A 13,685-nucleotide genomic window follows, 5' to 3' on the forward strand; every position below is an offset into this window, starting at 1 on the left:
CGGATTCACTTTTTGGGTGATTCGGCATGTCGCCGGACTCCTACAGTTCGGTTCACCAGAGCGCATCCCGCGCCATTTTTGGAGACAAGCATGAAAGCCATTCAAACCTTTTCCCGTCGCCGCGTTGTGCAAGCGATGGCCTTGACCCTTGCCGTGTCCGGCGGCAGCGCCATGGCGCAAGCCTTCCCCAGCAAGCCGGTCAGCCTGATCGTGCCCTTTGCAGCCGGCGGCACCACCGACGTGCTGGCCCGCGCGCTGGCCGACAAGCTCTCGCAGGCGCTGGGCCAGCCGGTCATTGTGGAAAGCAAGCCGGGAGCGGGCGCCACCATCGGCGCCGACTACGTGGCCAAGGCCAAGCCCGACGGCCACACCTTGCTCATGGGCGCGGTGCACCACACCATCGCCCCCGCCGTCTACAAGAAGCTGCCCTACGACTTCTCGAAAGACCTCGCCCCCGTCACTACCGTGGCCCTGGTGCCCAACGTGCTGGTGGTGAACGCCAGCACACCCGCCAAAAACGTGGCCGAACTGCTGGCCATGATCAAGCCCGCCCCGGGTAAATACGCCTTCGGCTCCAACGGCAACGGCACGGCGCAGCACCTGATCGGTACGCAGTTTCAGAACCTCACCAGCACCGATGTGATCCACATCCCCTACAAAGGCAGCGGCCCACTCTCGACCGACCTGCTGGGCGGTCAGATCCTGATGAGCTTTGACACCATCACGCCGGTGCTGCCGCACATCAAGGCCGGCAAGCTGCGTCCGCTGGCCGTGACCACCGCCAAGCGCTCGGCCGCGCTGCCCGACGTGCCCACGCTCGAAGAGGCCGGCCTCAAGGGCTTCAACATCGGCACCTGGTTCGGCGTGCTGGCCCCTGCGGCCACGCCCAAGGACATCGTGGCGCGCCTGAATACCGAGATGGTCAAGATCATCCAGTCGCCCGAGTTCAAAGCCAAGATGGCCGACATCGGCGCTGAACCCATCGGCAACACCAGCGCCCAGATGGCGCAGCAGATCGCCAGCGAGACCGAGAAGTTCGGCAAGCTGGTGAAAGACGCCAAAGTCGTCATCGAGTGAACACCCCCACCCCCACACAGGAGCCCACCGTGGACAAAGCCACCGCTGTCGCCGATCTGACCGATCTGCTGGCGAAATTCACCTCCCACATCGGCAAGCGCCTGCCCACCGACGTCACCCAGAAGCTCGGCGAACTGCGTGAGAAGGAAGTCAACTTCCTCGCCAAAGAGGTCTACGAGTCGATGCGGCAGAACCAGGAAGCGGCCGACAAGCTCGACCGCCCCAGCTGCCAGGACACCGGTGTGATCCAGTACTTCCTCACGGCCGGGGCCAAGTTCCCGCTGCTGGGCGAGTTGGAGGGCATCCTTCAAGAAGCCACCGCCGGGGCCACCCGCATGGGCCCGTTGCGCCACAACGCGGTGGAAACCTTTGAAGAGAAGAACACCGGCACCAACACTGGTAGCAAGATTCCATGGCTGGACTGGGAGATCGTGCCTGACGAAGACAGCGTGATCGTCGACGTCTACATGGCCGGCGGCGGCTGCACGTTGCCCGGCAAGGCCACGGTGCTGATGCCGGGCCAGGGCTACGAAGGCGTGGCCGAGTTCGTGTTTGACGTGATCACCTCGCGTGGTGTCAATGCTTGCCCGCCGCTGCTGGTCGGCGTGGGCGTGTCCACCTCGGTCGAGACGGCGGCGCGCCTGTCCAAGAAGGCGATCCTGCGACCCGTCACGTCCAGCAACCCGAATGAAAAGGCCGCCCTCATGGAGGAGCTGCTGGCCGATGGCTTGAACGAACTGGGCCTGGGCCCGCAAGGCCTGACCGGCAACAACAGCGTGATGGGCGTGAACATCGAATCGTCCGCGCGCCACCCGTCCACCATCGGCGTCGCGGTGTCCACCGGCTGCTGGGCGCACCGCCGCGGCCGCATCAAGATCAACGCCGACCTGACGCACGAAGTCATTTCGCACCAGGGTTTTCAAGCATGAAAAAAATCCTCACCACCCCCATCAAGGACGAAGACCTCGAAGCCCTCAACATCGGCGACGTGGTCTACCTCACCGGCACGCTGGTGACCTGCCGCGACGTGGCGCACCGCCGCCTGATCGAACAGGGCCGCGAACTGCCGGTGCAGCTCAAAGGCGGCGCGATCTTCCACGCCGGCCCCATCGTGCGCAAGAAGGACGACGGCGAATACGAGATGGTCTCCATCGGCCCGACCACCAGCATGCGCATGGAGAAGTTCGAGAAAGCCTTCATCGAACAGACCGGCGTGAAGCTGATCGTGGGCAAGGGCGGCATGGGTCCCGAGACACAGCAGGGCTGCCTGGAGAACAAGGCCGTGCATGCCATCTTCCCCGGCGGCTGCGCCGTGCTGGCTGCGACGCAGGTGGAGAAGATCGAGGCCGCGGAATGGACCGACCTGGGCATGCCCGAGACCCTGTGGGTCAACCGCGTGAAGGAGTTCGGCCCGCTGATCATCTCCATCGACACCAAGGGCAAGAACCTGATCGAGGAAAACAAGGCGGTCTTCAATGAGAAGAAGAAGCCGATTCTGGAGCGCATCAACCAGCAGGTCCGCTTCATCAAGTGACCTGACACCCCTCAAAGTTCTTCTTGCAGCCCTGAAGCCGCAGTGCCAAGCACTGCGGCTTCTATCTTTATTCATCAGGCGCCAAACCGAACGACAGCAAAGCGTCGTACATCGTGCACTCGCCCTTCGGCTTCAACAGACAGCTCCCGCTGCGAAGCGGCTCTACGATCTGGCTGCTTCAGGCTGGCTGCTGTCGCTCGAACTTGCCAGTTGAACGTTCGCTATCGATGTGACCGGTCATTCCAAGCGTCAGTCAACCTGCAACTGAGCCGGGAAACACGAGGCAGAAAGTGGTGATGCCGTTGCTCGAACTGGCTGTCACGGCACCGCCATGGGCCGCCATGATGGCTTGGGTAATCGACAAGCCCAGGCCGGCACCGTCGGAGTCCGGGTGGCTGCGTGATTTGTCCACCCGGAAGAAGCGGTCGAACAGCCTCGGCAGCACCTCGGGCGAAATGGTGACCCCTTGGTTGGTGAGGCTCAGCGTGGTGTTCGCACCCTGCTGCTCGATCATCACCGCCACCTCGGCATCGGTCGGTGAGTGCCGCAGCGCATTGGACAGCAGGTTGCCGATCGCACGCCGCAACATCAGCCGGTCGCCCATGACCACCGCTTGGCCGGTGAGTGATAGCCGGATACGCTTTTCATCAGCCACCGCATCGTAGAACTCGAACAGCGCCTGTGTTTCCTGGTCCAGCGATATCGCTTCCGGGTTGGGCAATTCGATGCCGTGTTCCGTCTTGGCCAGAAACAGCATGTCGGACACCATGCGGGCCAGCCGCTGGAACTCTTCGGCGTTGGAGGCGAGGATGTCCTGATAGGCGTTCGCATCCCGTTTCTGGGCCAGTGACACCTGGGTCTGGGTCAGCAGATTGTTGATGGGGGTACGCAGTTCGTGCGCCAGGTCGCTGGAAAACTCCTGCAGCCGCGCGAAGTCGGATTGCAGGCGCTCCAGCATGTTGTTCAGGCTCTGCGCCAGGTCGGCGAACTCCGCCGGCACCGCTTGCACCGGCATTCGCTGGTCCAGCTTCTGAGCCGTGACGGTCATGGCGCGCTCCTTCATCACCCGCAGCGGCGCCAGCCCTCGGCGCGCCGCCCACCAGCCCAGCAGGCCACTGACCAGGATGGCGCCCAGCAGGTACAGCATCAGCGTCTGACGCAGCGCCTGCAGGAAGTGCGCATGGTGTGCCGTGTCCACTGCGATCCTGAGCTGCATCGTCGCTTGCGAGGCGACGTCGGGCAGCGCAGGGGCCTCGGCCTGAGCCGACAGCCCTCTGAGCGTTTGAGGCCCCACTGACCAGTCCACCGGATCGGCCCCCGAGTCCGCGGTGGGCAGGCCCTTGGGAAAGCTGGCAGCCTCCTGTCCATACACCAGCCGATCACCTTGTCGCAGATCGACAAAAAGCCCATGGTGGCTGTTCAGCAGCTCATCCAGCCGGCCGGACAGTTCGACCTGCGAAGGCGACTCCCGGACGATCTTCTGGACCAGTCCGATCTTGTCTTTGAGGTAGTCGTGATCCAGTTCGACAAAGTGCCGCTCGGTGGCCAACGACACCAGGACGCCCATGCCGACCAACACCGCCGCGGACACCAGGGTATAGAACGCGGTCAGCCGCGCGGTGAGCGAGAGCCGCCCCGGCATCAACGTGCGCCCTCGGGGGCTTCCAGCACATACCCCATGCCACGAACGGTCTGTATCAACCGCGGCTCGAACGGGTCGTCCACCTTGGCCCGCAGGCGGCGCATGGCGACCTCGATCACGTTGGTGTCGCTGTCGAAGTTCATGTCCCAGACCTGGGACGCGATCAGGGAGCGGGGCAGCACCTCGCCCTGCCGACGCATCAGCAGCTCCAGCAGGCCGAACTCCTTGGCGGTGAGGTCGATGCGCTTGCCGGATCGGCTCACGCGTCGGCGCAGCAGGTCCAGTTCCAAGTCGGCCACCTGCAGTGTGGTGGCCTCCATGCCCGATCGGCCTCGGCGCAGGATGGTGCGCACCCGCGCCAGTAGTTCGGCGAACGAAAACGGTTTGACCAGGTAGTCGTCTGCGCCCAGTTCCAGCCCCTTGACGCGGTCCTCGACCTGATCGCGTGCCGTGAGGAACAGCACGGGCATTTGCCGTCCCTGGCTGCGCAGGTTCTTGAGCACCTGCCACCCGTCCATGCCTGGCAGCATGACATCCAGGATCACCAGATCGTGGTCCCCCTCCAGGCCATGGTGCAGACCGTCCACACCGTTGGTGACGAGGTCCACGGCAAAGCCGGCCTCGCGCAGGCCTTGTCTGAGGTAGTCACCCGCTTTGGGCTCATCTTCGACGATCAGAATTTTCACGTTCACGTTCTCCTGACCTCGAGTTTGCCCGTATCGAGGCGGGCGCGACAAAAGCTGACATTTTTGTAATCTGACCGACAGGGAAGTGACGAACTCGCCTCGCCAGAATCCGCACCACTTGATCCACATCAAAAGGAGCGATTGCAGTGAAACCTTTGTTCAGTTATCGAGCCACAAGCCAGCTGCTGGTGGCAGGCCTGTTGGTCGTCCCATTCGCGCTGGCTGCGCAGACGGCCAGCCCGACGCAGGAGGCCGACTGGCGCCGTGCCAATGACGCAGTGGGAGTGTTCAAGCGCGGCCATGCCGACGTACTCAAGTGGGAGCAGACCAACGTGAGCGTCGCCGCCGTTACGCCGAGCAGCACCATGGGAGTTGCCATCCCCACCGCAGAGGTAGCGGTTCGCATGGCCTGGATGGTGCATCGCGATCTGGCCCGTGCGTTGGCTCGGTTGGGTCCTAAGCACGAGCAACTGATCGCTGAGGGCCGTTGGACGGAACTCGACCCCAGCCTGCAGCGCCGCGTCGAAGATACCGGCGAGGTGCTGGAGGTGGCTGCGGCGGGGCGCAAAGCCTGGATTGACGCTGTGGCCGCCCAGCAGGTCCTGAAGCATCAGCGTGACATGCTGGAGGCTGCCCAGGCGGCCTATGAGCTGGGGCAGCGTATGGTGACGGTGGGCAACTGGAGCAAGCTGCAACTGTCTCCCGTACAACTGGCCGCCTCCAACGCACGCATGAATATGAGGCGAGCGCAGCAAGCCGCCGCCCAGGCGCAGGCCAATCTGGTCAAGACGATGGGGCAAACGGGTCTTCAGGATGGCTTTGTGTTGCCAGACCAGTTGCCTGCCATCCCGGCGCAACCCATGGCGGCAGCGGACCTGCAAAAGCGCGGTGATGCTGTTCGCAACCAGTTGCCAGATGCAGAAAGCCTGCGCAACCGTGCGCTATCGAAGTCAGCCATGAACGTTTATTGGGCCGCCCACACCTTGGCGCAGGACAGCCAGGGCGACATCCTGAAGACCCGTGAGTTCATCACCGAAGAGACTGTGCTGCACTACAACGGCATGCTCAAGAGTGTCTGGGACCTGCTGGACGAGGTGCGCAACCAGTCTCAGGCCACTGTGGATGCAATCGGTGCACAGCGCGACTTCTGGCTGGCCGAGGCCGATCTGCAGTGGGTCTTGCAGGGCGGAGAGCCCGACAGTTTTGTGAATCTGGGCGGCGCCGGTGGCGAGGCTCCGGCAGCAGCAGCGCATTGAAAGGACACATCACATGACCAACACCCCTACCAACTCCAGACGACAGTTCTTCGCCGGTGCCGCCGCCTCCGTGGCCGGCCTGGCCGTGGCCCGCTCTGCTTTGGCTGGCTTGCCCGAGCCGGTCATCCAGACTTCGGTCGACACCGCGCCGCCGCTGGTGCCACAGTCCGGCCGACCCTACAACCCGGTGGTCACGCTCAACGGCTGGACGCTGCCCTGGCGCATGAACAAAGGCGTCAAGGAATTCCACCTGGTGGCCGAGCCGGTGGTGCGCGAGGTCTCGCCGGGCTTCAAGGTCAACATGTGGGGCTACAACGGTCAGAGCCCAGGCCCGACCATCGAGGTGGTGGAGGGCGACCGCGTGCGCATCTTCGTGACCAACAAGCTGCCCGAGCACACCACCATCCACTGGCACGGCCAGCGCCTGCCCAGCGGCATGGACGGCGTGGGGGGGTTGAATCAGCGCGCCATTCCAGTGGGCAAGACTTATGTCTACGAGTTCGAGGCTCGGCGCCCTGGCACCTTCATGTACCACCCGCACGCCGACGAGATGGTGCAGATGGCCATGGGCATGATGGGCATGTGGGTGACCCACCCCAAGGCCAAGCACCCGCACATCAGTGATGTGGACCGCGACTTCTGCTTCCTGCTCAACGCCTTCGATGTGGAGCCCGGCAGCAAGACGCCCAAGGTCAACACCATGACCGACTTCAACATCTGGTGCTGGAACAGCCGGGTGTTTCCGGCCATCGACACGCTCAACGTGCGCCTGAACGACCGCGTGCGCATTCGGGTGGGCAACCTCACCATGACCAACCACCCGATCCACCTGCACGGCCACGAGTTTCTGGTCACGGGTACGGACGGCGGACCGACCCCACCGAGCACCCGCTGGTATGAGGTCACCACCGATGTGGCTGTGGGGCAGATGCGCCAGATCGAGCTGATCGCCGACGAAGAAGGCGACTGGGCCATGCACTGCCACAAGAGCCACCACACCATGAACGCCATGGGGCACGACGTGCCCACCCTGATCGGCGTGGACCACCGGGGCCTGGTCAAGAAGATCCAGAAGGTCGCGCCCGACTACATGCTGATGGGCGAGCGCGGCATGGCCGACATGGGCGAGATGCAGATGCCCATTCCCGACAACACGGCGCCCATGATGACCGGCACCGGCCAGTTCGGCCCGCTGGAAATGGGCGGCATGTTCACGGTCTTCAAGGTGCGCAAGGACCAGAAACCAGGCGACTACAAGGACCCGGGTCCGTACAAGTTCCCTGAAGGCACCGTGGCCTACGAATGGAACGGCACGCTCCCGCCAACGCCGCGCCCAGCGGCCAGCAGCGACACGACCCCGGCTGCCGCCACGGCGATCAAACCCAGCGCCAAAGGCATGTCCCACTGAAATGGGCCATTGCACGCCTCGCCACCGCTTTTCCTCAACCGTTTCCCCAACCAAAACCCCAAGGACAACCATGAATTCCCTCAAGTTCAACGTCGCTTCCCGCGCCGGCTTTGTTTTCGCGGCGGCCAGCTTGGCCGCATCGGCTGCTTTCGCTGGTGGCACCCACAGCGGTGGCCACCACGAAGAGTCACCCATCGGCAAACCAGGTGTCGCCGCCAAGGTCACGCGCACGATCCAGGTCGACATGAGCAACGGCATGCGCTTCAAGCCGTCGGACATCCAGGTCAAGCGGGGTGAAACCGTCCGCTTCGTCCTGAAGAACACCGACAGCGTCAAACACGAGTTCAGCCTGGGCACGCCCAAGGAGTTGGCGGAGCACTACGAGGTGATGAAGAAGTTCCCCGACATGGAGCACGACGAGCCCAACAAGATCTCGCTGGCGCCCGGCAAACAGGGTGAGGTGATCTGGCAGTTCACCAAGGCCGGCACCGTGGATTTCGCGTGCCTGCACGTGGGACATTTCGACGCTGGCATGAAGGGTCAGGTCAAGGTGGCGGCCAAGTGAGCCTTTTTCTGGTTATCTCCACTCAACGAAAGGAATTCACGATGAAGCTGCGAGTGATTTTGAGTGCGGGCGCACTGGCCTTCACGACCTTTGCCGTTAACCCGGTGTTCGCCCAGATGAACATGGACCACGGAAAAATGGGCATGGCGGCCATGCCCGGCATGACCGACGGCGAGGTCCGCAAGATCGACAAGGACGCCGGCAAGATCACCATCAAGCACGGTGACATCAAGCACATGGACATGCCCGGCATGACCATGGTCTTCGTGGCCAAGGACAAGGCCTTGCTGGACAAGACCAGCGTCGGCGCCAAGATCCAGTTCATGGCAACGAACGAGAACGGTCAGATGACGGTGACCGACATCCAGCCAGCGAAGTGATTCTTCAGCGCACAGGTTTCCTCCGTTCAGCTGCGGTCGTTCTGGCACTCGCCGGGGCTTCCGCAGCCTTTTTCTGGTGGCAATCTGCGGACCTCTTCCGGCCAGTTCCTGTCGGGATGCTTCGCACGGATGACGCTGCGATGCTCAAACAGGGGGCGCTGATTTATCAGACCCGCTGTGCAAGCTGCCACGGTGTCCATCTGGAGGGGCAAGCCAACTGGCGCGAAAGAGGCGCCGATGGGCGATTGCCTGCACCTCCCCACGATGCAAGCGGCCACACGTGGCATCACCCGGACGATGTGCTGATTCGCATCACCAAGGAAGGGGTGGCGAAGGCCGTCGGCATGCCCGACTACGCCACCAACATGCCCGCCTTTGGCGATTCGCTCAGCGATGCCGACATTGTGGCCGTGCTGTCCTGGATCAAGTCGCAATGGGCGCCAGAGACACGACGCCACCACGACGACATCAACCGGCAGGCTCAGCAGCAGTCGCCGCGCTGAACCTGACTTTTTTGTCATCTCCGGGTCATCTTGCCGACCCGGGCCGATTCCTACAGTGACCCCATGGCAGTTCGCCATGCGTTCTGTCACGAAAGGAAATCGTCATGTCCGCCTTGATCCGAACCCTTCTGTCCGTGGCTGTCGCCGGTGCAGCGTTCTCGGCCGCAGCGCAGCAAACAGCCGACCACACCCAGCACCACCCGTCCACTTCGGCGACCAGCACCGCGACCCAGCCGACCACACCCCAAGCAGGCATGCCCATGGGCATGTCGTCGATGCCGCAGATGCAGGAGCACATGCAGCAGCACATGGCCACGATGCAGACGCTGCGCACCAGGATGGCGGCCGCCAAGACGCCGGCCGAACGCGAGGCTCTGATGGTCGAGCACATGAAAGCCATGCAAGAGGGCATGGACATGATGAAAGCCATGAAGCCCATGGGCGGTATGGCCGGCACGTCGGGGATGCAGGGGATGGGTGCCCCGGGCGCGGCCACGCCGGATCTGACGCAGCGGCATCAAATGATGGAGATGCGCATGGACATGATGCAAAACATGATGGAAATGATGATGCAGCGCATGCCGCCATCGCCCGCCAAACCCGGCGCCCAGTGATCGAGCCGACGTTCTGACGCTGTTCCTGTTTTCGTATCCAGTTCAGGAGATTGTGTGATGTCGATGTTTTCACGGCGGCAGTTTCTGGGCGGCATGGGCGCGCTGGGGGCAGCAGCAGCCTGCCCGGGCGCCTGGGCCGCTTCAGCCACGCCGTCAAGCCTGTCCACCGACGCGGTCCTGCGCCTTGAAGCGCAGGCGACGGGCTTTTCCAACCCCTTGCGCCTGCCGAGTACCAGTGGCCTCTTCGGGGTGCTCCCCGCGACGGACTTCAAGGAAGTCCATGTGGTCCGCAGCGAGATCGAAGTGTTGCCGGGGCAGCGCACACCCATCCTGGCCTACGCCGTGGAATCGGGTGGCAAGAAGTTCCTCAACCCGGCGCTTCTGGCCCGCCGTGGCGACGAGATGCGGGTGAAGCTGATCAACCGCATCGATCAGCCCACCGTCGTTCACTGGCACGGCCTGAGCGTGGATTCGCGCAACGATGGCAACGGGCTCCACGTGGTGGCGCCGGGCCAGCAGATGGACTACGCCTTCACCGTGCAGGACCGGTCGTCGATGTACTGGTACCACCCCCATGCGCACGGCTTCATTCCCCAGCAGGCCTACCACGGGCTTGCCAGCCTGTTCTTTGTCGAGGACGACGACGAAACCGCCCTGCGCAAGGAACTGGCGCTGGCGCTGGGTGAATCCGAGATCCCGCTGGTGCTGCAGGACAAGGAATTCGACGCACAGGGACGCCTCCAGTACGCACCCAGCGCCGCACAGTCTTTTGGCGGCTGGGTGGGCAGCCGGCTGATGATCAACCTGACCGAGCGCCCGGTGCTTCAGGCGGGGCGCCGCATCGTGCGCTTTCGCCTGCTCAACGGCAGCAACGCGCGCAGCTACCGGCTGGCGTTCCTGCAGCAGGGCCGCGCCCTGGGCTTCTATTTGACGGGCACGGACGGTGGGTTGCTGGCCCAGCCCGTGCGCATCGAGCAGACCTTCCTTTCACCCGGTCAGCGGCTGGATGTGCTGGTGGATTTCCGGGAAGCCGAGGCCGGGCGGCCGGTGACCCTGGCCTCGCTGCCCTTCGACCCGATGCACCAGGAGGGTGGGCACGACATGGCCGCGATGGACCACAGCCAGCACGGCGCGGCCCTCGGTGCCGCCGCGCCCGCCGCCATGGCGATGGAAGGCGATGCGAGGGCACTGATGCGTATTGACCTGGCGGCAGCCGGAGTGCCCTATGACCGGCGCATGCCCTCCCGGCTGTCCAGCCTCGCCACACCGGTCGAACCGGCGGGCACGCCGCGCCGCATGCGGCTGGGTCACGACGGCCAGGGCCACTGGACCATCAATGGCGGGGTGTTCGACCACGCGACCGTGGCGTTGACCGTGCAGCGGGGCGCGCGTGAAACCTGGCTGATCGAGAACGCCGAACGCAGCATGCCGCATCCCATGCACCTGCACGGCTTCTCGTTCCGGGTGCTCGAACGCCTGGGCAGCCCGGACCAGATCCGTCCCCTGGCCGGCGCTCGCGGCCTGCTGCCGCAAGACCTGGGGGTGGTGGACACCCTGCAGGTCTGGCCGGGCGAGTCGGTGAAGGTCGCCATCGACTTCTCGCACCCCCACGCCGGCGATCAGGACTATGTCTTTCACTGCCACACGCTGGAACACGCCGAAGCGGGAATGATGCTTCGCTACCAGGTCAAGGCTTGAGGAACCCACATGAACATCCGAAACTATCCCATGCGATTCACCCTGTTGTCCGCCTGCCTCGCCCTGGGCGGGATCTCCGCCGCCCTGGCCGCGCCCAAGGTCTACGTCGCCAATGAAACCGACGGCACGGTCAGCGTGATCGCGACCGACACCCGCCAGACCGTGCGCACCGTCACCGTCGGCGCAGGCGCGCACAACGTCCAGGCCACCGCCGACGGGCAGCGGGTCTGGGTGACCAACAACGGAACGCCACCGGCCGACGCCGGCCACGCGGGCCACCAGGGGATGTCGGGCGCCGCACACGCCGCCATGACCACTCCTGGGGAGGTCTGGGCCATCGACACCGCCACCGACACGGTGGTTGGCAAGGTGCCGGTCGGCAAGCATCCCGCGCACGTGGTGGTGTCCCCGGACGGCCGCTGGGTCTACGTGGCCAACGGTAGTGACAACACCGTCAGCGTGGTGGACGCCGCGGCGATGAAGGAGGTGGCCACCATCGCCACCGGGGCGTTCCCGCATGGCATCCGGCTGAGCCCGGACGGGCGGCAGGCCTATGTGGCCAACCTCAAGGGCGGCACCGTGTCCGTCATCGACACGGCCAGTCGCCAGCAGGTCGCGAGCATTCCCGTGGGCCGGGGGCCGGCCCAGGTGGGGTTCACCGGCGACGGGCGCCTGGCGTTCGTGTCGCTGTCGCAGGAGGACCGGGTGGCCGTCATCGACCCGAAGACCCACGAAGTGGTGCGCAAGGTCCCCGTCGGAGACGGTCCCATCCAGCTGTTTGCGACCCCGGACAGCCAGCGCCTGTTGGTGGCGAACCAGGGCAGCCGCAAGAACCCCGGGCGGACGGTGAGCGTGATCGACTTGACCTCCTTCAAGGTCACCGCCAGCATCCGCACTGGACGGGGTGCGCACGGGGTCGTGGTCGATGCGGACGGTCGGCAGGCCTATGTGAGCAACCTGTACGACAACACGGTCACCGTGATCGACCTGGTCGCGCACAAGCCGGTCGCCACCGTGCCGGTGGGTGCCGGCCCCAACGGCATCAGCGTGACCCCATAGGAGCAGGCCCATGCATGCGCCGCACCACCACCACCCGGTCGCCGATTCGCACGCAGCGGCGCCTGCGGTGCCCCTGCCAGCGGGCACGGTCTACACCTGCCCCATGCATCCCGAGATCCGCCAGCCGCACCCGGGCAACTGCCCCAAGTGCGGCATGACGCTGGAACCGGTGATGCCGGAGGCCGAGGAACAGGACAACCCGGAACTCGCGGATTTCCAGCGCCGGTTCTGGGCCACCCTGCCGCTCACGGTGGTGGTCACGGTGCTGGCGATGGCCGGGCACCGGCTGGGCTGGTTCGACATGGCGGTGCAGAGCTGGGTCGAGCTGGTGCTGAGCGCGCCGATCGTCCTGTGGGCGGGCTGGCCCTTCTTCGTGCGGGGGTGGCAGTCGGTGGTGCACCGCAGCCCCAACATGTGGACCCTGATCGGCCTGGGCACGGGGGCCGCGTTCGTCTACAGCGTCGCGGCCACGGTCGCACCGCAGGCCTTCCCTGCCTCGTTCCAGTCCATGGGGCGGGTGGCGGTGTACTTCGAGGCCGCGGCGGTGATCATCTCGCTCACGCTGCTGGGTCAGGTGCTGGAGCTCAAGGCTCGCTCCCAGACCTCGGCCGCCATCCGTTCCCTGCTGGGGCTGGCGCCCAAGACGGCGCGGCGGATCGGCTCCGACGCGAAGGAAGAGGACGTGCCGCTGGCGCATGTGCACGTCGGCGACCTGTTGCGGGTGCGCCCGGGCGAGAAAGTGCCGGTGGATGGCGTGGTGGTGGAAGGCCGCAGCGCCCTCGACGAATCCATGCTCACCGGCGAGCCGCTGCCGGTCAGCAAGCAGGTGGGGGACAAGCTGATCGGTGCCACGCTCAACACCAGCGGGGCCCTTGTCATGCGCTCGGAGCGCGTGGGATCGGCCACCGTGCTGTCCCAGATCGTGCAGATGGTGGCCATGGCCCAACGTTCGCGCGCGCCGATGCAGCGCATGGCCGACCAGGTGGCGGGCACCTTCGTGCTGGCCGTGGTGGGCATCGCGGCGCTCACCTTCCTGGGCTGGGGCTGGCTGGGACCGGAGCCCAGCTGGGTCTATGCGTTGATCAATGCGGTGGCGGTGCTCATCATCGCCTGTCCCTGTGCGCTGGGCCTGGCCACGCCCATGTCGATCATGGTGGCCACCGGCCGCGGCGCCGGCCACGGCGTGCTGTTCCGCGACGCGGCGGCCATCGAGAACCTGCGCAAGGTCGACACCCTGATCGTGGACAAGACCGGCACCCTGAC

General features: G+C 64.9%; 14 protein-coding genes. 12 read left to right on the forward strand and 2 right to left on the reverse strand.

Annotated elements, in window-relative coordinates; all coding sequences use genetic code 11:
* Window positions 1-135 precede the first annotated feature (135 nt).
* From RMP09_RS17685 to ttdB, 3 genes are read left to right on the forward strand one after another with little or no spacing between them, the layout of a single operon-like run.
* Complete coding sequence (locus RMP09_RS17685) at window positions 136-1,077, forward strand: tripartite tricarboxylate transporter substrate binding protein (protein WP_310567305.1); 942 nt, start codon at window positions 136-138, stop codon at window positions 1,075-1,077.
* A 29-nt stretch (window positions 1,078-1,106) separates the two neighbouring features.
* Window positions 1,107-2,006, forward strand: coding sequence for a L(+)-tartrate dehydratase subunit alpha (gene ttdA, locus RMP09_RS17690; protein WP_226466573.1), 900 nt, complete (start codon window positions 1,107-1,109; stop codon window positions 2,004-2,006).
* Entirely contained in the window at window positions 2,003-2,611 is a 609-nt protein-coding gene (gene ttdB, locus RMP09_RS17695) for a L(+)-tartrate dehydratase subunit beta (protein WP_226466571.1), read from the forward strand. The genes ttdA and ttdB overlap by 4 nt, the downstream gene beginning before the upstream one ends.
* A 253-nt stretch (window positions 2,612-2,864) precedes the next feature.
* Here ttdB and RMP09_RS17700 read toward each other — a convergent pair whose 3' ends face one another.
* Both RMP09_RS17700 and RMP09_RS17705 read right to left on the reverse strand, forming a co-directional pair.
* A complete protein-coding gene (locus tag RMP09_RS17700) occupies window positions 2,865-4,253 on the reverse strand; it encodes a heavy metal sensor histidine kinase (protein ID WP_110400896.1) in 1,389 nt (462 codons plus the stop codon).
* Window positions 4,253-4,939, reverse strand: a complete 687-nt coding sequence (locus RMP09_RS17705; RefSeq protein WP_310567297.1) for a heavy metal response regulator transcription factor — start codon at window positions 4,937-4,939, stop codon at window positions 4,253-4,255. The genes RMP09_RS17700 and RMP09_RS17705 overlap by 1 nt, the downstream gene beginning before the upstream one ends.
* A gap of 146 nt (window positions 4,940-5,085) precedes the next feature.
* Here RMP09_RS17705 and RMP09_RS17710 point away from each other — a divergent pair, with 146 nt between their 5' ends.
* The 9 genes from RMP09_RS17710 to RMP09_RS17750 form a co-directional block, all read left to right on the forward strand.
* Window positions 5,086-6,195: a TolC family protein gene (locus RMP09_RS17710; RefSeq protein ID WP_146219374.1), complete on the forward strand. Its 1,110-nt coding sequence runs from the start codon at window positions 5,086-5,088 to the stop codon at window positions 6,193-6,195.
* 13 nt (window positions 6,196-6,208) lie between these two features.
* Window positions 6,209-7,603, forward strand: a complete 1,395-nt coding sequence (locus RMP09_RS17715) for a copper oxidase (RefSeq protein ID WP_310567298.1) — start codon at window positions 6,209-6,211, stop codon at window positions 7,601-7,603.
* 70 nt (window positions 7,604-7,673) lie between these two features.
* Window positions 7,674-8,168, forward strand: coding sequence for a cupredoxin family protein (locus RMP09_RS17720; protein WP_310567299.1), 495 nt, complete (start codon window positions 7,674-7,676; stop codon window positions 8,166-8,168).
* Between the two features lie 41 nt (window positions 8,169-8,209).
* A complete protein-coding gene (locus RMP09_RS17725) occupies window positions 8,210-8,548 on the forward strand; it encodes a copper-binding protein (protein WP_310567300.1) in 339 nt (112 codons plus the stop codon).
* 116 nt (window positions 8,549-8,664) lie between these two features.
* Entirely contained in the window at window positions 8,665-9,051 is a 387-nt protein-coding gene (locus RMP09_RS17730) for a cytochrome c (protein ID WP_310567301.1), read from the forward strand.
* Window positions 9,052-9,155: 104 nt separating this feature from the next.
* Window positions 9,156-9,665, forward strand: a complete 510-nt coding sequence (locus RMP09_RS17735) for a hypothetical protein (protein WP_310567302.1) — start codon at window positions 9,156-9,158, stop codon at window positions 9,663-9,665.
* 57 nt (window positions 9,666-9,722) lie between these two features.
* Window positions 9,723-11,363 carry a multicopper oxidase domain-containing protein gene (locus RMP09_RS17740; protein ID WP_310567303.1) on the forward strand — a complete coding sequence of 547 codons (1,641 nt, stop codon included), beginning with the start codon at window positions 9,723-9,725 and terminating at the stop codon, window positions 11,361-11,363.
* A gap of 9 nt (window positions 11,364-11,372) precedes the next feature.
* Window positions 11,373-12,422: a cytochrome D1 domain-containing protein gene (locus tag RMP09_RS17745; RefSeq protein WP_244908973.1), complete on the forward strand. Its 1,050-nt coding sequence runs from the start codon at window positions 11,373-11,375 to the stop codon at window positions 12,420-12,422.
* Window positions 12,423-12,432: 10 nt separating this feature from the next.
* Window positions 12,433-13,685 (forward strand): HAD-IC family P-type ATPase (locus RMP09_RS17750; RefSeq protein WP_310567304.1); only part of this gene is annotated, 1,253 nt, incomplete at its 3' end.

The organism is Hydrogenophaga sp. (assembly GCF_031426985.1).
Taxonomy (GTDB): domain Bacteria; phylum Pseudomonadota; class Gammaproteobacteria; order Burkholderiales; family Burkholderiaceae_C; genus Hydrogenophaga.

Bases quoted from the DNA above. Each gene is read 5' to 3' on its own strand.
- RMP09_RS17740 (WP_310567303.1), top strand. From the start codon at position 9,723: ATGTCGATGTTTTCACGGCGGCAGTTTCTGGGCGGCATGGGCGCGCTG.
- RMP09_RS17720 (WP_310567299.1), top strand. From the start codon at position 7,674: ATGAATTCCCTCAAGTTCAACGTCGCTTCCCGCGCCGGCTTTGTTTTC.
- RMP09_RS17700 (WP_110400896.1), bottom strand. From the start codon at position 4,253: ATGCCGGGGCGGCTCTCGCTCACCGCGCGGCTGACCGCGTTCTATACC.
- RMP09_RS17685 (WP_310567305.1), top strand. From the start codon at position 136: ATGGCCTTGACCCTTGCCGTGTCCGGCGGCAGCGCCATGGCGCAAGCC.
- RMP09_RS17715 (WP_310567298.1), top strand. From the start codon at position 6,209: ATGACCAACACCCCTACCAACTCCAGACGACAGTTCTTCGCCGGTGCC.
- RMP09_RS17745 (WP_244908973.1), top strand. From the start codon at position 11,373: ATGAACATCCGAAACTATCCCATGCGATTCACCCTGTTGTCCGCCTGC.
- RMP09_RS17735 (WP_310567302.1), top strand. From the start codon at position 9,156: ATGTCCGCCTTGATCCGAACCCTTCTGTCCGTGGCTGTCGCCGGTGCA.
- RMP09_RS17725 (WP_310567300.1), top strand. From the start codon at position 8,210: ATGAAGCTGCGAGTGATTTTGAGTGCGGGCGCACTGGCCTTCACGACC.
- ttdB (WP_226466571.1), top strand. From the start codon at position 2,003: ATGAAAAAAATCCTCACCACCCCCATCAAGGACGAAGACCTCGAAGCC.
- RMP09_RS17730 (WP_310567301.1), top strand. From the start codon at position 8,665: ATGCTTCGCACGGATGACGCTGCGATGCTCAAACAGGGGGCGCTGATT.